Here is a 23,194-nt window from a genome sequence, read left to right on the forward strand (position 1 = left end):
GGCGCCCGCCTTCTGAGGAAACCCTATGTTTGACCTGATCCTGCGCCAGGCGCGGCTGGTGGACGACACGCTGGCGGATATCGCCATCAAAGACGGCAAAATCGCCGCGCTCGGCCGCGTGACCGGCGAGGCGCGCGCCACGCGCGATCTCAATGGCGAGCATTACGTCAGCCCCGGCTGGATCGATCTGCACGTCCATTGCTACCCGAAATCGCCGATTTATCACGACGAGCCGGACGCGGTTGGCGTGACGACCGGCGTCACCACCGTAGTGGACGCGGGCAGCACCGGCGCGAACGATATCGACGACTTTTACGCGCTCACGCGTGGCGTGGCGACCGAGGTACTGGCGCTGCTTAATGTCTCGAAGGTGGGTCTGATTGCCCAGAACGAGCTGGCGGATATGGCGAATATCGACGCCGCGGCGGCGCGCGAGGCCATCGCCCGTCACCCCGATTTTATCGTCGGCCTGAAAGCGCGCATGAGCAGCAGCGTGGTGGGCGAGAACGGCATCGCGCCGCTTGAGCGCGCCAAAGCCATTCAGCAGGAGAACGGCAATCTGCCGCTGATGGTGCATATCGGCAACGGCCCGCCGCCGCTCGATGAGATCGCCGCGCGGTTATCCCAGGGCGATATCATTACCCACTGTTTTAACGGCAAACCGAACCGCATCCTGACGCCGCAGGGTCAGCTTCGCGCCAGCATCAGCGACGCGCTTGAGCGCGGCGTGCGGCTTGATGTCGGCCACGGCAGCGCCAGCTTTAGCTTTGAGGTGGCGCGCCAGGCCATCGCGCTCGGCATCCTGCCGCACACCATCAGCTCTGACATCTACTGCCGCAACCGCATCAACGGCCCGGTGCGAAGCCTCGCCCATGTGATGTCGAAATTCCTCGCCATCGGCCTGTCGCTGCCGCAGGTGATTGATTGCGTCACGCTGCACGCCGCGCAGGCGCTGCGTCTGGCCCATAAAGGGCAACTGACGCCAGGGGCCGACGCCGATCTGACCATCTTCGACCTGCGCCGCCAGCCAGTGCTCTTTACCGATGCCGATGAAGAGACGCTACACGGCGACTATTTACTGGTGCCGCTTGCCACAGTGCGGGCGGGCGCCTGGCACATGACCGAACAAGGGAGCGCGGAACATGCCTTCAGTGTATGAAAAATATGAATTAAAACAGGTGATTAACGCCTCCGGGCGCATGACGATTTTAGGCGTCTCCACGCCACGGCAGGAGGTGGTGGAAGCCGTCACGCAGGGGCTGAATCACTATTTCGAGATGAAAGATCTGGTGAATAAAACCGGCGCGTACATCGCCAGACTGCTGGAGGTGGAGGCCGCGACTATTGTCTCCTGCGCCTCGGCGGGGCTTGCGCAGTCGGTGGCAGCGGTGCTGGTCAAAGAGAGCGACTGGCTGCTTGAGAACCTGCATACCACCGCTATCGGGCAAAACGAAATTGTGCTACCGAAAGGCCATAACGTGAATTACGGCGCGCCGGTCGGCACGATGGTGGCGCTCGGCGGTGGAAAGCTGGTCGAGGCGGGCTACGCCAACGAGTGTTCCGCGCAGCAGCTGGCCGCCGCGATCACGCCGCGAACGGCAGCGATCCTCTATGTGAAATCGCACCACTGTGTGCAAAAAAGCATGCTGAGCGTCGCGCAGGCCGCCGCGGTGGCGCGTGAGCATCAGTTGCCGTTGATTGTCGACGCCGCCGCCGAAGAAGATTTGCAGTGCTATTACCGCGCGGGCGCGGATCTGGTCATCTACAGCGGCGCGAAGGCGATTGAAGGGCCGTCGAGCGGCCTGGTGATCGGCAAAACGCAGTACGTGGAGTGGGTAAAACGCCAGGCGAACGGCATCGGGCGCGCGATGAAAGTCGGCAAAGAGGGCATTCTCGGCCTCACCAGCGCCATCGAGCACTACCTCAGCGCGCCGAAAGAGAGCGGCGCGCAGATGGTGGCCAAAATGACGCCGTTTATCGACCAGCTCAACACGCTGAACGGCGTAACGGCCCGCGTGGTGTGGGACAGCGCCGGGCGCGACATCGCCCGCAGCGAAATCACATTCGACGAAGCCGTCACCGGCATCAACACCGGCGAGCTGGTCAGCGCGCTGAAGCAGGGCGAATACGCCATCTATTTTCGCGGCTACAAAGCCAACGAAGGCATTATTGAAGCGGATGTGCGCAGCGTCAGCGCCGCGCAGCTGGAGATTGTGTTCCGCCGCATCCGGGACGTGCTGAATCAGGAGGCGCACGCATGAAACTCACCCCGAATTTTTACCGCGACCGTGTTTGCCTGAACGTGCTGGCAGGCTCGAAAGAAAACGCCAGCGCGATTTATGAAGCCGCCGAAGGGCATGTGCTGGTGGGCGTCCTCTCGAAAAACTACCCGGACGTGGCGAGCGCCGTCGAGGATATGCGTGACTACGCGAAGCGCATCGATAACGCGCTGTCGGTGGGGCTGGGCGCGGGCGACCCGAACCAGTCCGCGATGGTCAGCGCCATCGTGCGCGAGCTACAGCCGCAGCATGTGAACCAGGTCTTTACCGGGGTGGGCGCAAGCCGCGCGCTGCTCGGACAGCGCGAGACGGTGGTGAACGGGCTGGTGTCGCCGACGGGCACGGCAGGCCTTGTGAAAATCTCCACCGGGCCGTTAAGCAGCAGCGCGCCCGACGGTATCGTACCGGTGGAAACGGCGATTGCCCTGCTGAAAGATATGGGCGGCAGCTCAGTGAAATATTTCCCGATGGGCGGCCTTGCCTGTCGCGAGGAGTATCAGGCCATGGCGGACGCCTGCGCGCGTCACGACTTCTGGCTGGAGCCGACCGGCGGCATCGATCTGGATAATTTCCAGGAGATCCTGCGCATCGCGCTGGAGGCGGGCGTGAGCAAAGTGATCCCGCATATTTACAGTTCGATTATCGACAAAGCCAGCGGCGACACGCGCCCGGAAGACGTGCGCCGCCTGCTGGCGATGACGCGCAATCTGATGGGGTAAGGCCGTTTTACGTTAAGGCTGGAGAATATATTCATCACCGTGATAAATATATTCCCTGGCCTGAAGCCGTCCGCGGGCGCGATGGCGCGCCCGTTTAACGAGAGGAAACCGGTGTGCGATTCCCGAGTCAACGTCTGTCCCGGCTGTTTGATTTGCTGCAAAACGAAACGCTGCCGCAGGATGAGCTGGCGCGCCGGTTAAACGTCACGACGCGCACCGTGCGGGCAGATATCAGCGCGCTCAATACGTTGCTGTGTCAGCACGGCGTGCAGCTGGTGCTTAACCGCGGCAGCGGCTATCAGCTGACCGTTGACGATATGGAGCGCTATCAGGCGCTCCAGGCGAGCCGCCCGAAGGTACTGCGCATTCCGCGCACCGCGCCGGAGCGCGTGCATTATCTGGCGGTGCGTTTCCTGACTTCCGCGTTTTCCCTGAAGCTTGAAGACCTGGCGGAAGAGTGGTTCGTGAGCCGCGCCACGCTGCAAAACGACATGGCGGAAGTGCGCGAGCTCTTTACCCGCTACAACCTCACGCTTGAAACCCGCCCGCGCCACGGCATGAAGCTGTTCGGCAGTGAAATGGCGCTGCGCGCGTGCCTGACGGATCTGCTCTGGCAGCTTGCCCAGCAGGACAGCGCTAATCCATTAATTACCGAAGAGGCGCTGAACGCGGGTGTGCAGGAACGGCTCGCAGAGCGCCTGCCGACGATTTTCGCGCACGCGCGCCTGCGCTTTACCGACGAAGGCGAGCAGTTTATTCGTCTCTATTGCGCCGTGGCGGTGCGGCGCATCAGCGAGGGCTTTCCGCTGCCTGAATTTGTGGCCGACGATGTGGACGATAACGTGCGCGAGGCGGCGCGCGGCACCGCGGCGCTGCTGCAAACGCTGTGCGGCAAACCGCTATCAGAGGCGGAAGAGAACTGGCTGCGGGTGCATATCGCCGCGCGCCAGGTGCAGGAGCTGGAGCCGAGCGCCATCAGCGCCGATGACGCCGAAGCGCTGGCGGGCTACATCCTGCGCTATATCAACACGCACTATAACTACAATCTGCTGACCGACGAGCAGCTGCGCGCCGACCTGCTGACCCACATTCGCACCATGATCACCCGCGTGCGCTACCAGATAAACATTCCCAATCCGCTGCTCGGCAATATTAAACAGCACTACCCGATGGCCTGGGATATGACGCTGGCGGCGGTGTCCGGCTGGGGCAAATATACGCCTTATACCATCAGCGAAAACGAAGTGGGGTTTCTGGTGCTGCACATCGGCGTCGGGCTTGAGCGCCACTATAATGTGGGCTACCAGCGTAACCCGCGCGTGCTGCTGGTGTGCGATACCGGCAACTCCACGGTGCGCATGATCCAGTCGATGCTGCTGCGCAAATACCCGCAGTTAGAGGTGAGTGAAATCGCCACGCTTCGCGACTACGAGCAGCGCGTTGCCATCGCCGAGGATTTTGTGATTTCCACCGCGCGGGTGGCGGAAAAAGATAAGCCGGTGGTGGTGATGTCGCCGTTTCCGACCGATTTTCAGCTGGAGCAAATCGGCAAGCTGGTGCTGGTGGACAGAACCCGGCCCTGGATGCTGGAGAAATATTTCGACGCCCGGCATTTTCGCGTGGTGGACGGGGCCATGACCCAGCAGCAGCTTTTCAAAGAGCTGTGTGATGAGCTGGAGCAGGACGGGTACGTGGGCGCGGATTTTCTGCCGTCGGTGGTGGAGCGCGAGGCGATTGTCAGCACCATGCTTGGCGACGGTATCGCGTTGCCGCACTCGCTCGGGCTGATGGCGCGCAAAACGGTGGTCTATACCGTACTGGCCCCGCAGGGAATTGCGTGGGGAGAGGAGACCGCGCATGTGATTTTCCTGCTCGCCATCAGCAAACGCGAATATGAAGAGGCGATGACGATTTACGATCTGTTCGTCACGTTTTTGCGCGAGCGGGCGGCGCAACAGTTGCAAACGTGTCGCGATTTCGCCCAGTTTCAGGCGGTGGCGATGACCTGCCTGAGCCGGTTTTAGCGGCGGTCAGCGCACTATTGAAGCGTGCTTCGGATAGCGTGGGCGCGGCGCTCAGCGCAGCCGGTGGATCACCTGATTGCTGCTGCCGCGCCAGATAAGCGCCGGGTCTTTCAGATCCTGCACAAACTTGCCGTCCACCAGCACGTTGATGAGGTTTACCACCTCGCGCTGGGCATCGCTCAGTTCATCGATTTTATAACCCGTCCAGACCCAGATATCTTTGCCGGGGCACTCAGCCCGCACGCGTTGGACGAGCTTTAGGATCGCCGACACATTTTGCGGGTGCAGCGGATCGCCGCCCGACAGCGACAGCCCCTGGCGTTTGACGCGGGTGTCGTTGAGATCGGCGATGATGCGGTTTTCCATGTCGGCGGTGAACGGCGCGCCGGAGTTGAGCCGCCAGGTGCTTTTGTTGTAGCAGCCGGGGCATTGGTGAACGCAGCCCGCCACGAACAATGTGCAGCGGGTGCCGGGGCCGTTGACGACGTCAACGGGGTAGTATTGATGGTAATTCATGGTTTCCTCGTCCCTGGCGGGCGAACGGTGGGTGCGCTTCGCTTACCCACCCTACAAAGATTTGCCGGGCGGTGGGTGCGCTTCGCTTACCCACCCTACAACGATTTGCCGGGCGGTGGGTGCGCTTCGCTTACCCACCCTGGGATGATTTGCCGGGCGGTGGGTGCGGCTTCACGCCAGAACGGCGTTAACCCAACTGCCCGTTGCCGAGATGTTTCACGCGGCGCTTCACCTCTTCCTGTTTACCCGCGTTGAACGGGCGAGCGTCGGGACTACCGAGATACCCGCAAACGCGGCGGGTAACGGAAACGCGCGATGCATCATGGTTGCCGCATTTCGGACAGGTAAAGCCCTTGCTGGTGCACTCGAATTCGCCGGTGAACCCGCACTCGTAACATTCGTCAATCGGCGTATTGGTGCCGTAATAAGGCACGTGGTGATAGCTGTAATCCCACACGTCTTCCAACGCCTTCAGGTTGTGCTGAAGATTCGGGTATTCGCCGTAACAGATGAAGCCACCACTCGCGAGCGGCGGGTAGGGCGCTTCGAAATCGATTTTATCGTACGGGTTTACCTTCTTCTCCACGTCCAGGTGGAAGCTGTTGGTGTAATACCCTTTGTCGGTCACGCCCGGCACCACGCCAAACTCGGCGGTATCGAGGCGGCAGAAACGATCGCACAGATTCTCGCTCGGCGTGCTGTAGAGGCTAAAGCCGTAACCGGTCTCTTCTTTCCACCGATCCACCGCCTGACGCAGACGCTCGACAATCGCGATACCTTTGGCGCGCAGCGTCTCGCTGTCATAGATATGCTGGTTGCCGGACAGCGCATTGATCGTTTCATGGATACCGATATACCCAAGCGAAATCGACGCGCGGCCGTTTTTGAAAATCTCCGCGACATCGTCATCCGGTTTAAGACGCACGCCGCACGCGCCTTCCATATAGAGAATCGGTGCCACCCGCGCTTTTACGCCTTCGAGACGCGCAATGCGCGTCATCAGCGCTTTGCGGGCGAGCTTCAGCCGCTCATCAAGCAGCGCCCAGAACGCGGTTTCATCGCCTTTCGCCTCCAGCGCGATGCGCGGCAGGTTAAGGCTAATCACGCCGAGGTTATTGCGCCCGTCGTGGATCTGCTCGCCGTTCTCTTCATAAACGCCAAGAAAACTGCGGCAGCCCATCGGCGTTTTAAACGAGCCGGTCACTTTCACAACCTGATCGTAGTTGAGGATATCCGGGTACATGCGCTTGCTCGCGCACTCCAGCGCCAGTTGTTTGATGTCATAGTTCGGGTCGCCAGCTTTATGGTTCAGGCCGTCGCGAATCGCGAACACCAGTTTCGGGAACACTGCCGTTTTATGGTTTTTACCCAGCCCCGCGATACGGTTGCGCAGAATAGAGCTTTGGATCAGACGCGATTCCCAGCTGGTTCCCAGACCAAAACCAAAGGTGACGAACGGCGTCTGGCCGTTGGCCGTGTGCAGCGTGTTCACTTCATACTCCAGCGACTGGAATGCGTCGTAGCACTCTTTTTCAGTACGGGCGCGGGCGTAGCCTTCCACATCCGGGATGTTCCACTCAAGCGCCGTGCGGCGGTGCTTCTCAAAGCTTGCCGTCACAAACGGGGCCAGCACTTCGTCAATGCGGTTGATGGTGGTACCGCCGTAGATGTGGCTCGCCACCTGGGCGATGATCTGCGCCGTCACGGCGGTGGCGGTGGAAATAGACTTCGGCGGTTCTATCTCGGCGTTGCCCATTTTAAACCCCTGCGTCAGCATGCCTTTTAAGTCGATCAGCATGCAGTTGAACATCGGGAAGAAGGGCGAGTAGTCGAGATCGTGATAGTGAATTTCGCCGCGTTCATGGGCGAGCACCACGTCGCGCGGCAGCAGATACTGGCGCGCGTAGTGCTTGGCGACGATGCCCGCCAGCAGGTCGCGCTGGGTCGGGATCACTTTGCTGTCTTTATTGGCGTTCTCGTTCAGCAGCGCCGGGTTGGTCTGCTCAACCAGCCCGCGGATCTCTTTATTCAGGCGGCCCTGTTTTTCACGGGCGATATCGCGGTCGTGGCGATACTCAATATAGGCGCGCGCCAGCTGCTTGTAGTTGCCCGCCATCAGCTGGTTTTCCACCGCCGTCTGGATCTCGTGAATGTCCACTTCACGACGGTTCTGCATCTGGCTGCTGACGATTTCCGCGACGGTGGCGCAATAGTCTGCGTCATCGACTCCCGCTGCCTGCGCCGCACGAAGAATCGCTTCGCGAATGCGCGCTGAATTGAAAGGTACTTTACACCCGTCTCGTTTCACTACATGCGGTGTCATGATCACTCCATATTAAGCACAGGTTATCCACAGAAACTCCGTCGTCTGGCGCAGGGAATATTGGCTGCATAAACCCCCTGTTAACGACGGAGCTGGCCCGTTTTATCCACAGCAGAGCGGGAATTTCATCCACGCCGGATTGCTGAAAGTTTAGCCTGAAATAACAAGATATTGGGCCGCGGTGGATTTTAATGTCTATATATAGTGATTTGCATCAAACAAGTTTGCGATTTTATTGATGCAGGACAAAGCAAAGCGGCGAGCGCGCTTATGGTCTGCGTTGAGGCGGGAAAGATTTACACTGTGAATTTTTCGATTAAAAAATCAACAAGCGCGCGCACGCGCGGAGCCAGACGATGGTGCGGATACTTCACCCACAGCGGCTGCGGCGCGGGCCAGTGCGTTTCCATCAACGGCACCAGACGGCCCGCGGCGATAAGCGGCGCCAGATACCAGTCGGCGAGAGAGACAATGCCCATTTCCGCGAGGGCGGCGTCCACCAGCACATCCGGAAACGTACTGATAAGAAAGGCGTGTTGCTCTTCCATCGCCAGTTCGTCAGCAAGCCAGCTTTGCAGTTTGCCGTTGCCGGGATTACGGTGCACCAGGCAGCGGTGATGCAGCAGATCCTGCGGCTGTTGCGGCGTGCCGAACCGCGCCAGGTAGGCAGGTGACGCGGCAAGCATCATGCGCATCGGGCGGATTTCGCGCGTCACGATGCGGCTGTCCTGCACCGTCCGCTGGCCAATCGCCACATCGATCCGCTCGCCAATCAGGTTAACGCGGCGCGGGTCCATCGCCAGATCCAGCCGCACCTGCGGGTAGCGCTGCTGAAAGGCGGACAGCTCCGGCATCAGGAGGTAACGCCCGAAACCAGGAATCACGCTCACGCGCACCAGCCCCTGCGGCTCGTCGGCGGGCTTCTCCAGCGCCTGGTTGAGCGCATGCCACAACGGCGCCACCTGTTCGCGCAGCGCCGCGCCTTCTTCCGTCAGCACCACAAAATGCGTGTTGCGCTGAAACAGCACGCGGCCCAGGCGCGCCTCCAGTTGCCGTACGCTTTTGCTGATGGCGGCAGGCGTCACGCCCAGCAGGCGAGCGGCGGCGGAAAAGCTCTGGCTTTGCGCGGCGGCCAGAAACGCAGGCAGCAGGCGATGCACGTCGGAGGTGAGCGTCATGGTTGATACCTTTGGTTGAAACAGATATGCACGGAACCGCACTACAGGTTAACCTTTGTACATGCCAACATTACCTCAACCACATCGTTGAGGAGAGTAAAAATGAAAAAAGTTCTGGTTCTGGCCGGGCACCGTTACCCGGATGATTCCCGCGTCAACCGCGCGGCTATCGAGGCGCTGAAAGCATTGCCGCAGGTGACGGTACATGAGCTGATGCGCGAATACCCTGACTTTAATATCGACGTGAAGCGCGAACAGGCGCTGCTGCTGACGCATGATGCGGTGGTGATGCTGTTTCCGTTCTGGTGGTACAGCTCGCCCGCGATTTTAAAAGAGTGGCAGGATCAGGTGCTTGAGCACGGTTTTGCCTACGGCACCGGCGGCGACCGCCTGCACGGCAAACCGTTTATGCTGATGGTTTCGACCGGCGGCAGCGCAGAGGCTTATTCGCCACAGGGCTATAACCGCTACCCGATAGACGAGTTCTGGCTGCCGTTTCACGCGATGGCCAACATGACCGGCATGATCTGGCAGCCGCCAGCGCTGATTCAGGGCACGCACGTGCTGAGCGATGCCGATCTCGACGCCGGCGTCGCGCAGTGGCTGAGCCGGGTTAACGCGCTGGTGCGTTAACCCGTCGGGTTACGCGTTCCCCTGAAGCCATATTACGGCTTCGAACGGACGCAGGTTCATTTCGCCGGGGCGGGGTGCGGCGTCGGGGTAGTTGCTCATCAGCACCTGCCACGCGCCGCTAAAATCGCCCGGCGTACACCAGTGCGCTTCGCGCGACAGATTCGCCATCACCACCAGCGTCTGCCCTTGCCATTCACGGCGATAGCACCACAGGTAAGGATGCGCCGCCAGCAGGTCGTGATAGTCGCCCCAGGTGAAAATCGGGTGCGCCTTACGCAGCCTGATGAGTTTCTGATAGGCGTAAAACACGGAGTCTGGATCGTTAAGCGCGCGCGCGGCGTTGATCTCACGGTAATTATCGCAAAGCCCGATCCACGGCGTGCCGGTGGTAAAGCCCCCGTTGTCGCTGTCGTCCCACTGCATCGGCGTGCGGCTGTTATCGCGTGATTTGCTGGCGAGGATCGCGAGCAGCGTCTCCGGGCTTTGCCCCTGCGCGCGCCGCTCGGCAAACATATTGTGGCTCTCCACGTCCCGGTAATCGATGATGCGCGTGAAGTGCGGGTTGGTCATCCCCAGCTCTTCGCCCTGGTAGATATAGGGCGTGCCTTGCATGCCGTGCAGCACCATCGCGAGCATTTTCGCCGCCGGTACGCGCAGCGCGCCCTCATCGCCGAAGCGCGAGACGATACGCGGCTGATCGTGGTTACACCAGAACAGCGCGTTCCAGGCCACACCATGCATCCCCTGCTGCCAGTGGTTGAAAATCGCTTTCAGCGCCACGAAATCGGGGGCGGCGAGCGTCCACTTCTGCCCGTCCGGGTAATCCACTTTCAGGTGATGAAAGTTAAACGTCATCGAGAGCTCGTGACCCTCCAGCGCGGCGTAGCGCTGGCAGTTCTCAAGCGTCGTGGAGGACATTTCGCCCACCGTCATCAGCCCGCGCGGCTGAAACACATCGCGGCTCAGCTCCTGCAAATAGTCGTGAATGCGCGGCCCGTCGGTGTAAAAACGCCGCCCGTCGCCGCGATCGTCTGACGGGAAATCCTGATCTTTTGAAATCAGGTTGATCACATCGAGACGCAGGCCGTCCACGCCGCGATCGGCCCAGAATTCGCAGACCTTTTTCACCTCGGCGCGCACCTGCGGGTTTTCCCAGTTGAGATCCGCCTGTTCGGGCGCAAAGAGGTGCAGGTAATACTGGCCGCTCTCGGCGTGCCAGCGCCAGGCGCTGCCGCCAAATTTGGAGCGCCAGTTGTTAGGCGCTTCTTCCGGCGTGCCGTCGCGCCAGATGTAAAATTCGCGGTGCGCGCTCTCGCGGGTCAGCGCGTCATGAAACCAGGCGTGCTGCGTTGAGGTGTGGTTAAACACCATGTCCAGAATCACCCGGATACCGCGGGCATGGGCGTCCGCCACCAGCGCGTCGAACTCCTCCAGCGTGCCATAGGCCGGATCGATGGCGGTATAGTTCGCCACGTCATAACCGTTATCGACTTGCGGAGAGAGATAGAAGGGCGTCAGCCAGATGGCGTCCACGCCAAGTTTTTGCAGATAATCGAGACGTCGGGTGACGCCCGCCAGATCGCCTGTGCCGTTGCCGGACGTATCCTGGAAACTCTTCGGGTAAATCTGGTAAATCACCCCGTTTTGCCACCACGGCAGAGTGTTATTCATAACGCGTTCCTGCTGTTGCTAAAGGGGAGCGCCGAAACGCTCCCCGCACTACCCTAAAAGTTAGACGACTAATAGCGTTCCCTGGCGGGATTTTCGCTTGTAGAGAAAGGCGGTCAGGATGAAAGGAACAATGATCGCCACCAGCATCGCCATGCCGTACACCTGCCAGTAATCCGGCTGGATGGAGAGAATGGCGGGCAGGCCGCCGACACCGATGCCGTTCGCCACTACGCCGCTCAGCCCGCACAGCAGCGCCGCGATGCTGGAACCCACCATGCCGCAGAGCATCGGGAAGCGGTATTTCATGTTGATGCCGTACATGGCGGGTTCGGTCACGCCGAGATACGCCGAGATAGCCGCCGGTACGGAGATTTCGCGCTCGTTGTGTTTGCGGCTGGTCATGATAATGCCCACTACCGCCGAACCCTGGGCGATGTTCGACAGCGCAATCAGCGGCCACACCGGGGTGCCGCCCATGCTCTGGATCATCTGCATATCCACCGCAAGCGTGGTCTGATGGACGCCGGTGATGACTAGCGGCGCGTAGAGGAAGCCAAAGAGCGCGGCGCCGATGGGCGCGAAGCTGCCGGTCATCAGGTGACGCACGCCGAACGCCACGCCGTCGCCGATAAGACGGCCGAACGGGCCGATAAACGCGTGCGCCAGGAATACCGCGAGCAGCAATGAGCAGACCGGCACCACCACCAGATAGAGATAATCCGGCACCAGGCGTTTTAAGCGAATTTCAATCATGCCGAGCGCCAGACCCGCCAGCAGCGCCGGGATCACCTGCGCCTGATAGCCCACTTTGGCGATGGTAAACAGCCCGAAATCCCACACTTCCGGCGTTTGCTGGCCGAGCAGATAGGCGTTCATCAACTGCGGAGAAACCAGCGTTACGCCAAGCACGATCCCGAGGATCGGCGTGCCGCCCATTTTGCGCACCGCCGACCAGCAGATCCCGACCGGCAGATAGAAGAAGATGGCCTCGCCGATAAGCCATAAAAAGTCGTAGATGGTTTTAAGCGACGGGAACATCTGCGCCAGGGTTTTACCGTCATGCATTGGCACATCGCCAATCACATTGCGAAAGCCGAGGATCAGGCCGCCGCTAATCAGCGCGGGCAGCAGCGGGAAGAAAATTTCGGCGAAGTGGGAGATAAGCCGCTCATGCCATTTCATGTTCTGGCGCGCGGCGAGTTTCGCCTGCTCTTTACTGGCGGCGCTGTGGCCGCTGGTGGCGATCAGCGCCTGGTAGTAATCGCCGACATTGGTGCCAATCACCACCTGAAACTGTCCGGCGTTGGTAAAGCAGCCTTTCACCATCGGCAGCTCTTCAATCGCTTTCGGATCGGCTTTAGATGGCTGATTCAGTACAAAACGCAGACGGGTAATGCAGTGGCTGACGGTCGCGATATTCTCGCGGCCGCCCACGAGGGTTATCAGCTTATCGATATCCTGTTGGTTTACTTTGCTCATGATGAAGCCCTGTCGCAGAGGTAGGTACGAGGCGCGGATGGCCTGGGGCGCAGAGTAACTTTTAACCGGGATGGCGTGAACGGGAACGTTCCCGAAAACAGAGCTCGATCACAATAAACTTGCAGGGAAGGCGCTTAGCCGAGACGGGCGGGGATCACTATCTGGCGCGGATCGGCGCGGCCGGTTATCTGATCGATAAGCTGTTTCGCCGCCGCGCGCCCGGCTTCACCATAACCGGGATCGACCGCGATCGCTTCAGGGTGCAGGAATTTGAGCAGCGGCGTGTTGCCGACGCTTGCAAGCTGTACCGGCGCGCCGCCACGCTGCTGGAGATATTTACTGGCGCCGATGGCAAGGGTATCGGTGGCGCAGACCAGCGCGGTGGTTTCTGCGTCCAGTACATCGGCGGCGTGTTCATAACCCTGTTTCATGGCAAGCCCTGGCAGGGTGTCGCGGGGCGTTAACGCGTGCTGTTTACAGAAATGAAGATACGCCTCATGGCGTCGCTTGCCGGTCGTGATATCGCTGTGCGGCACGCCGAGAAAGCTGATGTGGCGGTGACCGTTGTCATACAGGCGCTGCATTAAGAGCCGTATCGCGCCGTCATCCTCGTAGCAGACCGACGCGAAGCCCGCCGCGTCGCGCGCCATCAACACCAGCGATTTTTGCCAGGCGGCGGTCATCGCCTCGCTGATGCCGCTAAAGCCGAACAAAATCACACCGTCGATATGGCGGCGGCTCAGCACGCCTAAATGCTCCTGCACCAGCGCCGGCGAAAAACGGCTCTCCAGCATGATGGGATCGTAACCCTGTTCATACAGCGCGGGCAGAATGGTCTGTACCGCCAGGTTTTCCGAGAGTGAATCCAGACGGGTGACGATAATCGCGACGACTTTATCGCTCTGTCCGCGCATCGCGCGCGCCGAGCGGGAAGGGGAGAAGCCTTGCTGGCGCATCACCGCCTCGACCTTTTCGCGGGTGCGTTCGCTGACGCCGCTCTCGTTATTGAGCACGCGCGACACGGTGGATTTCCCCACGCCGCTTAAGCGCGCAATGTCTTTAATGGTGAGGCGGTGTTGCATCGTCCATTCCTCTGGCTGGCGGTCTGTAAAAGCGATAATGCGTAAAGGTAATGCCCCGTGCGTGCGGCGCAATGGGCATAATCTGGTTCAGGGGCGCTTTAGCGCGTATATAGCCAACCATTGTGCCTGACGTCACAAAGCGAAGCGTCGGAAGGTATCTTCGCCGATGATTTTTGGCTTATCAATCATTGTGCTGCGGATTTGTGCGCCTGGCGCGAGTCACCGGGCGCAGGCGGCGGGAAAAGCGTCAGACGTCGTGATGCTGGCGACGTAACCAGATGCCCTCGCACAAGAGCTGCGCACAGCCGAGCGCCAGCGCCTCCGGGACTGCCTCATCCGCCGGGACGCGCGCCATCTGGTCTATCATGCCCACGCAGCAGCGCGCCATATGCAGCGCGTCGATATCGCTGCGAAACAGGCCGAGCGTCTGCTCACTGGCGATATTACTGGCGATAGCGTTGACCAGCGTCGCTTTGGTCTGCGTGCAGCCTGGCGGCTGAAAGAAGCCGATTTCGGTCAGCGCTTTGTCTTCGGCAAGAAAATTCAGCAGTTTGAGAAAGCTATTCTGCACGCTTTTCACCAGCGCTTCGCCTTCGATACGGTCGCGGATCAGCAGCGTTTCGGTGAGCCGCTCCAGGCGCAGGCGAAACTCGCTCACCAGCTCTTCATAAGCGGCTTCTTTACTGGCGAAATAGAGATAAAACGTGGGTTGGCTCAGACCGCTCGCTTTAACGATATTGCTGACTTTGGTGCTGTGATAGCCAAGCCGCGCGAACTCGGCGCAGGCATGTTTCAACAGGCGACGGCGGGTGGCGATGCCCCGTTTCGGTTTCCGGCTTTCCGGGTGGTCAGCGTCAGTCTGCAAATCCTCTCTCCCTGGGTCACGTGAACGGCGTAAGCTTACTGCAAGCCAGACGGCAAAGGTATCGCACCAGGCGTTTTCGTCGCGCTTGTCACGCAAACGCGTTATGTTACTATCGAGTAAGGTTACTCATCAGTAGTCTTTTTTGCGAGCGATAACAGATGGTCGCCGCGCCTTCCATGGAGAATTGCATGAAGCTGCATATCTACGAGCACTGCCCGTTCTGTGTCCGCGCCCTGATGATTTTCGGCCTGAAAAAGCTGCCGGTTGAGGTGTGCGTCATTATGGAAGGCGACGCCGAGACCCCGACCCGCATGGTCGGGCGCAAAGTTGTACCAATTCTCGAAAAAGACGACGGCACGTATATGCCGGAGAGCATGGATATCGTGCGCTACATGGATGGGCTTGCACAGCCGCGCGTGGCCGACGCGCCGGTAGATGAAGCGATTAAACAGTGGTGCGAGTCGGTATCGACCCCGCTGTTTAATCTGGCTATCCCGCGTTTTACCGAGGGCGATTTCGCCGAGCTGGCGACCCCGGAGGCGCGTCGCGCCTATACCGCGCGTGAAGAGAAAGCGTTTGGCGATTTAGCCGCGCTGCGCGCGCAGACGCCAGCGCTGCTGGCGCAGGTGAATTCAGAACTGAACGCGCTGGAGCCGCTGGTGGCCGGACGGCACGCCATCGATACCACCGATTTTATTCTCTTCCCGCTGCTGCGCTCGCTCACGATTGTCAAAGGCGCGGCGTTCGGCCCGCAGGTGAGCGCGTATATCGAGCGCGTGTCGGCACAGACAGGGGTGGCGCTGTTAAGCGCCCAGGCGAAATAAACGCGACGGGCAGAAGGCGCGCCGCTTGTCCTGGTAAATATGATTGCAGGAGTACAACATGACCGTTCCGGTAGTAGCTATTTTCGTCAGTAAACCTGGCAAGGAAGAGACGCTTGAGCAGCTGTTTCGCGGCGTCATCGAAAAAACGCATGCCGAAGAGGGCTGTATCGTGTATCAGCTCAACCGCGACACGGAAAATCCGCGCCGTTTTGTCTGGACGGAAGAGTGGGAAAGCCGCGAACTGCTGCAAAAGCATTTACAGTCGGCGCACATCATTCATCTCTTCTCGGAGCTGCCGAAGTACATCGAAACGTCCAGCGTGATGATGCTCGATAAACTCGCGGGCGGCCCGGCGAAGTAACGCGGCCGCAGACACAAAAACGGCTTGCCAGTGGCAAGCCGTTTTTTATTACGAAGGTCTCAGGGAGAGACGGTATCGTTGTTCGTGCTATCGGCGCGCAGCTGCTGGCCGCTCTCCTGCAACGATTTATAGAGGCTGCCGTTGCCGTTCATGATGTCATCGATGCGCCAGCGGCCTTTCTCGTTAATCAGCGCGAAACTCTGGGTGGTGGCATCCGGTGAGCTGCGGAACGGGCGGAAAGTAATGGTGGCGTTGGCGTGTGTCGCGTCGCTGTTAGTGACGTTTATCTTATCCACGGCCAGATCGTCCCAGTCCTGGCAATAGCAAATGGGATCGTAATCGAGAAAGCCGACTTCACCGCCGGAGAGACGGGTATCTTCTTCCACCAGGCTTAGCAGTCGATCGGAGAGGATCTGCTGCTCGCCTTTGCTTGCAAAATCCACCGGTTCATTGCCTTTGGCATAGCTCTGGTAGAGCGATTTCAGAAATTGGGTGGGGGTCTGTGCATTCCCCTGCGCCAGCGTGCTGGCGGAAAAAAACAGCATAACTAACGCTAAGCGGTGCTTCATCGGAACTGATCCTCAAACGTCCGTAAACAGGCCTGCGTAGTATGCTGTTTTTTCTTTTTGCCGCCAACTGGCGCGATTAACCGCCGAACTGTTCTGGATCCGGGCCGAGACGTTTGCCCTGGTCGAGTTTCGCGATTTCACTCAGTTCGTCTTTATCCAGACGGAAATCCCAGACGTTAAAGTTTTCCGCGATGCGCGTCGGGGTGACGGATTTCGGGATAACGACCAGGCCGCTGTCGAGGTGCCAGCGAATCACAATCTGCGCCGGGGTTTTGCCATATTTATCCGCCAGCTCGCGAATAATTTTCTGATCAAATACGCCTTCGCCGCCCTGCGCCAGTGGGCTCCAGGACTCCGTCTGGATCTTGTGCGTGGCGTTCCAGGCGTGCAGCTGGCGCTGTTGCAGCAGCGGATGCAGCTCAATCTGGTTAATCACCGGCGTTACGCCCGTTTCGTCGATGATGCGTTGCAGGTGCTCAACGTTAAAATTACACACGCCGATGCTCTTGATGAGTCCTTCCTGCTGGAGCTCAATCATGCCTTTCCAGGCCTCGACATAGCGGTCGATAGCCGGCACCGGCCAGTGCATCAGGTAGAGATCCACATAGTCGAGTTGCAGCTTTTCAAGGCTCTCTTCCAGCGCCTCGCGCGGACGCTTCTGATCGTCGTTCCAGAGTTTGGTGGTGATGAATAACTCATCGCGCGCAACGCCCGCGCTTTTCAGCGCGTCGCCCACGCCTTGTTCATTCTTATAGGCCGCTGCGGTATCGATGGAGCGGTAGCCCACCTCCAGCGCCTTATGAATCGCGGTGACGACATCTTCGTTCGTCGCCTGCCATACGCCGAGGCCGAGCTGGGGCATCAGGTTGCCGTCATGCAGCTTAATTACGCCTGGATTTGCCATATTTCCTCCTTTTGAGCTAACACACCGGGGCAAGCTGCCCCGGCGCAAGTCAGTGAGTTAAGTCTGGTCGAAATAGCCAAAAACGAAAGTTTGCCGGCAAAAAGCTTAGCGGGCGGCTTCGTAAATGCGGCGGCTGACGTCGAGCGTAATATCGTTGTGCTCGCCAAGCGCGGTGAGACCGTGCTCTTCAAGCTTCGCCAGCAGCGCCGGAATAGTGCTGCCGTCCAGACCGTAATCGCTCAGGCGGGTTGGGGTGACCATGGTTTCAAAGAAGCGGCGGGTGGCGGCAATCGCGGCGTCGATGCGCTCATCGTCGCTGCCTTCGGTGATATTCCAGACGCGCTCTGCGTATTGCAGCAGTTTGGCGCGCTTCTCATTGCGCTTCTCGTTCCAGAGTGCCGGCAGCACAACCGCCAGCGTCTGGGCGTGATCCAGGCCGTGCATCGCGGTCAGTTCATGGCCGAGCATATGCGTCGCCCAGTCCTGCGGCACGCCCGCGCCGATAAGGCCGTTCAGCGCCTGGGTCGCGGCCCACATCAGGTTGGCGCGCACGTCGTAGTTTTCCGGCTCTTTCAGCGCTTTCGGGCCTTCTTCGATAAGCGTCAGCAGAATGCCTTCCGCGAAGCGGTCCTGAATTTTAGCGTTCACCGGATACGTGACGTACTGCTCGACGGTGTGAACAAAAGCGTCCACCACGCCGTTCGCCACCTGGCGCGGCGGCAGGGTGTAGGTGTAAACCGGGTCGAGAATGGCGAAGCGCGGCTGAACATGCGCGGAGTGGAACGCCTGTTTGTCGCCGGTAGCGCGGCGCGAAACTACCGCGCCTTTGTTGGATTCCGAGCCGGTCGCAGGCAGCGTCAGGACGGAGCCCATCGGGATGGCGCTGGTGATTTCGCTACCGCGGGTTTCGAGGATATGCCACGGATCGCGCGAGGACGGATAGTGCGCGGCGGCCGCGATGAATTTCGTGCCATCAAGAACAGAACCGCCGCCGACAGCCAGTAAAAATGTCACTTTTTCTTTACGCACCAGATCAACGGCGTTCATCAGCGTCTCGTAAGACGGGTTGGGTTCGATGCCGCCGAACTCCAGCACGTCGAGGCCGTTCAGGGCGCTGTAAACCTGATCGAGCACGCCGGTTTTTTTAACGCTGCCGCCGCCGTAAGTCACCAGCACGCGGCTGTCTGCCGGAATGAGCGCGCGCAGTTCGCTGATGGCGCCTTTACCAAAGGCGATATGGGTCGGGTTATGGAGGTTAAAGTTGTTCATCGAAAACTCCTTCTGGAATAAACGTCACGCATCAGGCGTGCAGGGTTGACGACTATTCTCGGCGCGGGGGCGTACAGCCTCAATGCTCATTCCTGCCTTTCTCTTGCCCATTTCTCTTTACCTCTGGAGGAAAACGCATTTTTTGCGCACACTGGCAGCCGGATGAAAGAGCGACCGGGAGCCGCAGCTAATGAACCGCGATGCAATATGTCGGAATATCACCGAAGAGATTAAACGCTTAAAAGAGAAAGAAAAAACGCTGAGCTTTTTGCCGCCGGAGATCCGCCTGCTGTACGGCACCACGCCCGGCGCGCGCACGCCGGTGATTTACCAGCCCGGCATCATATTTCTCTTTTCCGGCCATAAAACGGGTTATCTCAACGATAAGGTTTTCCGTTACGATCCGCGTGAATATCTGCTGCTGACGGTGCCGCTGCCGTTTGAGTGCGAAACCTTCGCCACCGCGGAAGAACCGCTCGCGGGCATCCGCATTAATATCGATTTACTACAGCTGCAGGCGCTGGTGATGGAGATTGGCGAGGATGACCATTTCCGGCCTGCTTCCTGTTCCTGCGGGATTAATTCCGGCGTGCTGACCGATGACATTCTCTGCGCCGTCGAGCGGTTGCTGGAGGTGTTAGAGCAGCCGCTGGATGCGCGCATTCTTGGCAAACAGATTGTGCGTGAAATTCTCTACCACGTGCTGAAAGGGCCGGGCGGCGGGGCGCTGATGGCGCTGGTAAGCCGCCAGACGCATTTCAGTCTGATAAGCCGTGCGATAAGGCGCATCGAAACCCGCTACGCCGAAAGCCTGACGGTCGAGCAACTGGCGGCGGAAGCCAACATGAGCGTCTCGGCGTTTCACCATAATTTCAAAGCGGTGACCAGCACGTCGCCGCTGCAATACCTGAAAACCTGGCGGTTGCAGAAGGCGCGGCTGCTGATGGCGCATAACGGCATGAAGGCCAGCGCAGCGGCGATGCAGGTGGGGTATGAGAGCGCGTCGCAGTTCAGCCGTGAATTTAAACGCTATTTCGGGGTAACGCCGGGAGAGGATGCCGCGCGCCTGCGCGCGCTGTCGTGAGCGGAGTTTGCGCTCCGCCCGGAAAGACTTACTGCGCTTTTTTCTTTAATACCACCAACAGCGCGCCAAGCAGGCCGATGACCAGCAGCGCGATGGGCAGGATCATCAGGAAGGTCATCACCTGATCTTCATGGCGTTTCACAAACGGGATCATGCTGAGCGCATAGCCAAAGCCGGTCACCACGCCGACCCAAATCACGGCGCTCAGCCAGTTGAAGATCTGGAAACGACGGTTAGACAGCCCTGAGATGCCTGCCATCGTCGGCAGCAGCGTGCGTACAAACGCCAGGAAACGGCCGGTCAGCAGCGCCAGCAGGCCGTGGCGATCGAACATGCAGGTGGCGCGGTGATGGTATTTCGCCGGTAGCTGCGCGAGCCAGCCGCGCACGACGCGGGTATTGCCGAGCCATCTTCCCTGGACGTAGCTCAGCCAGCAGCCGAGGCTGGCTGCACTCGTGAGGATCACAAGCGTCGGCACAAAGTCCATCACGCCCTGCGCTATCATCGCGCCCGCCAGCAGCAGCAGGCTGTCGCCCGGCAGAAACGACGCCGGCAGCAGACCGTTTTCTAAAAACAGCGTGGCAAACATCACGCACCAGACAACGCCAACGACATGCGGGTCCGCCAGCGCGGCAAAATCGTGATGCCAGAGCGCAGCGATAATATCCTGGATAACAGCCATGGGAGATCCTGTGGAACAGCGGAATTGCCTTATTGTACCTCTAAATGGGCCGTTACATCTGCACTACAGGTTCAACAAACCCTCTCTTTTCCTGGGATAACGCGGTTTTTTTTTCACTTCAGGCGATACGACGGAAGGCCGCGTCCAGATCGGCGATTAAATCTTCCACATTTTCCAGCCCGATATGCAGGCGCACCAGCGTGCCGGTGAAGTCCACGCCGCCCGCCGGGCGGATTTCAGCAAGCTCTTCCGGCTGGTTGGCGAGGATCAGCGATTCATAGCCGCCCCAGGAATAGGCCATGCTGAAATGCGCGAAATTATCGAGATAATGCGCCAGTTCCGCGTCGCTAAGGCGTTTGTCGAGAATAAAAGAGAAGAGGCCGCTGGCCCCGCTGAAATCGCGTTTCCAGAATTCATGGCCTTTGCTGCCCGGCAGTGCCGGGTGATTGACGCGCGCCACCTGCGGGTGCGCCGCCAGCCACTGCGCCACGCGCAGGCCGCTTTCATGATGCTGGCGCAGGCGCACCGCCAGCGTGCGCAGGCCGCGGCTGGTGACATAGGCGGAATCGGCGTCCGCCATCTGGCCCATCAGATAAGCGTTCTCGCGAAGCGTATCCCAGCAGCGGGCGTTGGCAACCGCGGTGCCTATCATCGCGTCCGAATGCCCGACCAGATATTTGGTGCCTGCCTGGATCGAGATATCGACGCCGAAATCGAGCGCCTTAAAAAGAATGCCCGCCGACCAGGTGTTGTCCATCATGATAATGGCATCCGGCGCGGTGCGGCGTACTGCCGCGACGATCGCGGGCACGTCGTGTACTTCCATCGTGATGGAGCCAGGCGATTCCAGAAACACCACTTTGGTGTTCGGCTGAAGGTGCTTTGCGATGTCATCACCCGCCAGCGGGTCGAACCAGGTGGTGGTGACGCCAAACTTAGTGAGAATTTTGGTGCAGAAATCCTGGGTCGGCTCATACGCGCTGTTAGTCACCAGCACATGATCGCCCTGTTCGACAAACGCCAGAATCGTGTTGGCGACCGCCGCCGCGCCGCACGGGAACAGCGCGCAACCCGCGCCGCCTTCCAGCTCGCACATCGCCTCCTGAAGCGAAAAATGCGTCAGCGTGCCGCGTCGACCATAAAACAGTTCGCCCTGCGCGCGCCCGGCGGTGGCCTGCTTTTTCGCGTCCACGCTGTCAAACACCAGCGATGAGGCACGCTGAATCACGCTGTTCACCGAGCCTTGCGTGTAACGTTTTGCGCGCCCGGCCTGTACCAGCGCCGTCTCAATGTGTTTGTCGGTCATGGATTTCCCCTGTCTGAACGTCTGGATGTCTAAAACTACGTTACCACGGAAAATCGCCATCGCCTCGCGCTGTTTTCGTTCTGGCCTTAAAGATGAAAAAACGTCATCTGAACGCCTTTCCTGTCTGAGCGCAAAGAAAAAAATTTCGCGCTGGCGCACCATGCAAATACTAATGAGAACTACTATCAATTCGATGTCATTTTGATATCATTGTGAGCAGTTTTGTGACTTTCGTCCTGGAGATGCACAGTGGGAAATAATTTGATGCAGACGGATCTTTCCGTCTGGGGCATGTATCAGCATGCCGACATCGTGGTGAAAATCGTCATGATTGGCCTCATTCTGGCGTCCGTCGTGACCTGGGCGATTTTCTTCAGTAAAAGCGTTGAGCTGTCCGGCCACAAACGCCGCCTTAAGCGCGAACAGCAGGAGCTGGCTGGTGCCCGCACGCTGGACGACGCGCGTGAAATGGCCGAACGTTTCGGCCCGAAAAGCCTGAGCGCGCGCCTTATCGAAGAAGCGCAGAATGAGCGCGAGCTTTCGGCAGGTAGCGAAGATAACGAAGGCATTAAAGAGCGCACCGGTTTTCGTCTTGAGCGTCGCGTGGCGGCGGCAGGGCGTCACATGGGGCGCGGCAACGGTTATCTCGCGACCATCGGCGCGATTTCGCCGTTTGTGGGTCTGTTCGGCACCGTGTGGGGCATCATGAACAGCTTTATCGGCATCGCGCAGTCGCAGACCACTAACCTCGCGGTGGTGGCACCGGGTATCGCCGAAGCGCTGCTCGCGACGGCCATTGGTCTTGTCGCCGCTATCCCGGCGGTGGTTATCTATAACATCTTCGCGCGCACTATCGGCAGCTATAAAGCCACGCTTGGCGATGTGGCAGCCCAGGTACTGCTGCTGCAAAGCCGCGATCTGGATCTCGAGGCGAGCGCCCAGGCGCAGCCGGTGCGTACCGCTCAAAAACTGCGTTTAGGTTAATCCTATGGCGATGCGTTTTAACGAAAATCTCGATGATAACGGCGAAATGCACGAAATTAACGTCACGCCGTTTATCGACGTGATGCTGGTGCTGCTGATTATCTTTATGGTGGCGGCACCGCTTGCGACGGTCGATGTGAAGGTGAATCTGCCGGCCGCGTCCAGCCAGCCGCAGCCGCGTCCGGAAAAACCGGTCTATCTGTCGGTGAAGGCGGATAAAACGATGTTTATCGGCAACGATCCGGTGACGCGTGATTCGATGATTAGCGCGCTCGACGTCCAGACCGGCGGCAAGAAAGACACCACGATTTTCTTCCGCGCGGATAAAACCGTCGACTACGAAACCATGATGAACGTGATGGACACGCTGCATCAGGCGGGCTATCTGAAAATCGGCCTGGTCGGGCAGGAAGTGACGAAGGCGAAGTAACGCTTACGCCTT

General features: G+C 59.4%; 22 protein-coding genes. 10 read left to right on the forward strand and 12 right to left on the reverse strand.

Annotated elements, in window-relative coordinates; genetic code table 11:
* Window positions 1-25 precede the first annotated feature (25 nt).
* The 4 genes from AFK66_RS02130 (at window position 26) to AFK66_RS02145 (ending at window position 5,022) form a co-directional block, all read left to right on the forward strand.
* Complete coding sequence (locus AFK66_RS02130; RefSeq protein ID WP_023897962.1) at window positions 26-1,159, forward strand: amidohydrolase/deacetylase family metallohydrolase; 1,134 nt, start codon at window positions 26-28, stop codon at window positions 1,157-1,159.
* Window positions 1,143-2,261: a DgaE family pyridoxal phosphate-dependent ammonia lyase gene (locus tag AFK66_RS02135; protein ID WP_007774481.1), complete on the forward strand. Its 1,119-nt coding sequence runs from the start codon at window positions 1,143-1,145 to the stop codon at window positions 2,259-2,261. The genes AFK66_RS02130 and AFK66_RS02135 overlap by 17 nt, the downstream gene beginning before the upstream one ends.
* Complete coding sequence (dagF, locus tag AFK66_RS02140; RefSeq protein ID WP_007774485.1) at window positions 2,258-2,998, forward strand: 2-dehydro-3-deoxy-phosphogluconate aldolase; 741 nt, start codon at window positions 2,258-2,260, stop codon at window positions 2,996-2,998. The genes AFK66_RS02135 and dagF overlap by 4 nt, the downstream gene beginning before the upstream one ends.
* Window positions 2,999-3,111: 113 nt before the next feature.
* Window positions 3,112-5,022, forward strand: a complete 1,911-nt coding sequence (locus AFK66_RS02145) for a BglG family transcription antiterminator (RefSeq protein WP_007774487.1) — start codon at window positions 3,112-3,114, stop codon at window positions 5,020-5,022.
* A gap of 51 nt (window positions 5,023-5,073) precedes the next feature.
* Here the strand turns inward: AFK66_RS02145 and nrdG are convergent, their stop codons facing one another.
* The 3 genes from nrdG to AFK66_RS02160 form a co-directional block, all read right to left on the reverse strand.
* Window positions 5,074-5,538 carry an anaerobic ribonucleoside-triphosphate reductase-activating protein gene (gene nrdG / locus AFK66_RS02150; protein ID WP_023897965.1) on the reverse strand — a complete coding sequence of 155 codons (465 nt, stop codon included), beginning with the start codon at window positions 5,536-5,538 and terminating at the stop codon, window positions 5,074-5,076.
* Window positions 5,539-5,725: 187 nt separating this feature from the next.
* Window positions 5,726-7,861, reverse strand: a complete 2,136-nt coding sequence (gene nrdD / locus AFK66_RS02155; protein ID WP_007774500.1) for an anaerobic ribonucleoside-triphosphate reductase — start codon at window positions 7,859-7,861, stop codon at window positions 5,726-5,728.
* A gap of 296 nt (window positions 7,862-8,157) precedes the next feature.
* A complete protein-coding gene (locus AFK66_RS02160; RefSeq protein ID WP_007774501.1) occupies window positions 8,158-9,039 on the reverse strand; it encodes a LysR family transcriptional regulator in 882 nt (293 codons plus the stop codon).
* 102 nt (window positions 9,040-9,141) lie between these two features.
* Between AFK66_RS02160 and AFK66_RS02165 the strand changes: the two genes are divergently transcribed.
* Window positions 9,142-9,672, forward strand: coding sequence for an NAD(P)H-dependent oxidoreductase (locus tag AFK66_RS02165; RefSeq protein WP_023897967.1), 531 nt, complete (start codon window positions 9,142-9,144; stop codon window positions 9,670-9,672).
* 9 nt (window positions 9,673-9,681) lie between these two features.
* Here AFK66_RS02165 and treC read toward each other — a convergent pair whose 3' ends face one another.
* From treC to AFK66_RS02185, 4 genes are all read right to left on the reverse strand, one after another.
* Complete coding sequence (treC, locus tag AFK66_RS02170; protein ID WP_023897968.1) at window positions 9,682-11,343, reverse strand: alpha,alpha-phosphotrehalase; 1,662 nt, start codon at window positions 11,341-11,343, stop codon at window positions 9,682-9,684.
* Window positions 11,344-11,403: 60 nt separating this feature from the next.
* Entirely contained in the window at window positions 11,404-12,822 is a 1,419-nt protein-coding gene (treB, locus tag AFK66_RS02175) for a PTS trehalose transporter subunit IIBC (protein ID WP_004386038.1), read from the reverse strand.
* Window positions 12,823-12,956: 134 nt separating this feature from the next.
* Window positions 12,957-13,904, reverse strand: a complete 948-nt coding sequence (gene treR / locus AFK66_RS02180; RefSeq protein WP_007774503.1) for a trehalose operon repressor TreR — start codon at window positions 13,902-13,904, stop codon at window positions 12,957-12,959.
* 247 nt (window positions 13,905-14,151) lie between these two features.
* Window positions 14,152-14,769: a TetR/AcrR family transcriptional regulator gene (locus AFK66_RS02185; protein ID WP_007774505.1), complete on the reverse strand. Its 618-nt coding sequence runs from the start codon at window positions 14,767-14,769 to the stop codon at window positions 14,152-14,154.
* 188 nt (window positions 14,770-14,957) lie between these two features.
* Here AFK66_RS02185 and grxB point away from each other — a divergent pair, with 188 nt between their 5' ends.
* Window positions 14,958-15,593: a glutaredoxin 2 gene (gene grxB / locus AFK66_RS02190; protein WP_032983363.1), complete on the forward strand. Its 636-nt coding sequence runs from the start codon at window positions 14,958-14,960 to the stop codon at window positions 15,591-15,593.
* 58 nt (window positions 15,594-15,651) lie between these two features.
* Complete coding sequence (locus AFK66_RS02195) at window positions 15,652-15,954, forward strand: putative quinol monooxygenase (RefSeq protein WP_004386042.1); 303 nt, start codon at window positions 15,652-15,654, stop codon at window positions 15,952-15,954.
* Window positions 15,955-16,013: 59 nt separating this feature from the next.
* Here the strand turns inward: AFK66_RS02195 and AFK66_RS02200 are convergent, their stop codons facing one another.
* The 3 genes from AFK66_RS02200 to yqhD form a co-directional block, all read right to left on the reverse strand.
* Window positions 16,014-16,523 carry a DUF3828 domain-containing protein gene (locus AFK66_RS02200; protein ID WP_007774511.1) on the reverse strand — a complete coding sequence of 170 codons (510 nt, stop codon included), beginning with the start codon at window positions 16,521-16,523 and terminating at the stop codon, window positions 16,014-16,016.
* 76 nt (window positions 16,524-16,599) lie between these two features.
* Window positions 16,600-17,427: a 2,5-didehydrogluconate reductase DkgA gene (dkgA, locus tag AFK66_RS02205; protein ID WP_007774512.1), complete on the reverse strand. Its 828-nt coding sequence runs from the start codon at window positions 17,425-17,427 to the stop codon at window positions 16,600-16,602.
* Window positions 17,428-17,532: 105 nt separating this feature from the next.
* A complete protein-coding gene (gene yqhD / locus AFK66_RS02210; RefSeq protein ID WP_007774513.1) occupies window positions 17,533-18,696 on the reverse strand; it encodes an alcohol dehydrogenase in 1,164 nt (387 codons plus the stop codon).
* A 190-nt stretch (window positions 18,697-18,886) separates the two neighbouring features.
* Between yqhD and AFK66_RS02215 the strand changes: the two genes are divergently transcribed.
* Window positions 18,887-19,780 (forward strand): AraC family transcriptional regulator, encoded by an 894-nt coding sequence (locus tag AFK66_RS02215; protein ID WP_023897974.1) that lies wholly within the window; start codon window positions 18,887-18,889, stop codon window positions 19,778-19,780.
* Between the two features lie 28 nt (window positions 19,781-19,808).
* Here the strand turns inward: AFK66_RS02215 and yghB are convergent, their stop codons facing one another.
* Together yghB and metC are read right to left on the reverse strand one after the other, a co-directional pair.
* Window positions 19,809-20,462: a DedA family general envelope maintenance protein YghB gene (yghB, locus tag AFK66_RS02220; RefSeq protein WP_007774515.1), complete on the reverse strand. Its 654-nt coding sequence runs from the start codon at window positions 20,460-20,462 to the stop codon at window positions 19,809-19,811.
* Window positions 20,463-20,580: 118 nt separating this feature from the next.
* On the reverse strand, window positions 20,581-21,768 hold the full coding sequence (gene metC, locus AFK66_RS02225) for a cystathionine beta-lyase (protein ID WP_032968147.1): 1,188 nt from the start codon (window positions 21,766-21,768) through the stop codon (window positions 20,581-20,583).
* Window positions 21,769-22,017: 249 nt separating this feature from the next.
* Here metC and exbB point away from each other — a divergent pair, with 249 nt between their 5' ends.
* A complete protein-coding gene (exbB, locus tag AFK66_RS02230) occupies window positions 22,018-22,752 on the forward strand; it encodes a tol-pal system-associated acyl-CoA thioesterase (protein ID WP_007774518.1) in 735 nt (244 codons plus the stop codon).
* Between the two features lie 4 nt (window positions 22,753-22,756).
* Window positions 22,757-23,182, forward strand: a complete 426-nt coding sequence (gene exbD, locus AFK66_RS02235; protein WP_007774519.1) for a TonB system transport protein ExbD — start codon at window positions 22,757-22,759, stop codon at window positions 23,180-23,182.
* The last annotated feature ends 12 nt before the right edge of the window (window positions 23,183-23,194 follow it).

The organism is Cronobacter malonaticus LMG 23826, from assembly GCF_001277215.2.
Classification (GTDB): Bacteria; Pseudomonadota; Gammaproteobacteria; order Enterobacterales; family Enterobacteriaceae; genus Cronobacter; species Cronobacter malonaticus.

Excerpts from the sequence above, each read along its gene's own strand:
- AFK66_RS02130 (WP_023897962.1), top strand. The coding sequence starts at position 26 with ATGTTTGACCTGATCCTGCGCCAGGCGCGGCTGGTGGACGACACGCTG.
- AFK66_RS02135 (WP_007774481.1), top strand. The coding sequence starts at position 1,143 with ATGCCTTCAGTGTATGAAAAATATGAATTAAAACAGGTGATTAACGCC.
- dagF (WP_007774485.1), top strand. The coding sequence starts at position 2,258 with ATGAAACTCACCCCGAATTTTTACCGCGACCGTGTTTGCCTGAACGTG.
- nrdG (WP_023897965.1), bottom strand. The coding sequence starts at position 5,538 with ATGAATTACCATCAATACTACCCCGTTGACGTCGTCAACGGCCCCGGC.
- nrdD (WP_007774500.1), bottom strand. The coding sequence starts at position 7,861 with ATGACACCGCATGTAGTGAAACGAGACGGGTGTAAAGTACCTTTCAAT.
- AFK66_RS02160 (WP_007774501.1), bottom strand. The coding sequence starts at position 9,039 with ATGACGCTCACCTCCGACGTGCATCGCCTGCTGCCTGCGTTTCTGGCC.
- AFK66_RS02165 (WP_023897967.1), top strand. The coding sequence starts at position 9,142 with ATGAAAAAAGTTCTGGTTCTGGCCGGGCACCGTTACCCGGATGATTCC.
- treC (WP_023897968.1), bottom strand. The coding sequence starts at position 11,343 with ATGAATAACACTCTGCCGTGGTGGCAAAACGGGGTGATTTACCAGATT.
- treB (WP_004386038.1), bottom strand. The coding sequence starts at position 12,822 with ATGAGCAAAGTAAACCAACAGGATATCGATAAGCTGATAACCCTCGTG.
- treR (WP_007774503.1), bottom strand. The coding sequence starts at position 13,904 with ATGCAACACCGCCTCACCATTAAAGACATTGCGCGCTTAAGCGGCGTG.
- grxB (WP_032983363.1), top strand. The coding sequence starts at position 14,958 with ATGAAGCTGCATATCTACGAGCACTGCCCGTTCTGTGTCCGCGCCCTG.
- AFK66_RS02195 (WP_004386042.1), top strand. The coding sequence starts at position 15,652 with ATGACCGTTCCGGTAGTAGCTATTTTCGTCAGTAAACCTGGCAAGGAA.
- AFK66_RS02200 (WP_007774511.1), bottom strand. The coding sequence starts at position 16,523 with ATGAAGCACCGCTTAGCGTTAGTTATGCTGTTTTTTTCCGCCAGCACG.
- dkgA (WP_007774512.1), bottom strand. The coding sequence starts at position 17,427 with ATGGCAAATCCAGGCGTAATTAAGCTGCATGACGGCAACCTGATGCCC.
- yqhD (WP_007774513.1), bottom strand. The coding sequence starts at position 18,696 with ATGAACAACTTTAACCTCCATAACCCGACCCATATCGCCTTTGGTAAA.
- AFK66_RS02215 (WP_023897974.1), top strand. The coding sequence starts at position 18,887 with ATGAACCGCGATGCAATATGTCGGAATATCACCGAAGAGATTAAACGC.
- yghB (WP_007774515.1), bottom strand. The coding sequence starts at position 20,462 with ATGGCTGTTATCCAGGATATTATCGCTGCGCTCTGGCATCACGATTTT.
- metC (WP_032968147.1), bottom strand. The coding sequence starts at position 21,768 with ATGACCGACAAACACATTGAGACGGCGCTGGTACAGGCCGGGCGCGCA.
- exbD (WP_007774519.1), top strand. The coding sequence starts at position 22,757 with ATGGCGATGCGTTTTAACGAAAATCTCGATGATAACGGCGAAATGCAC.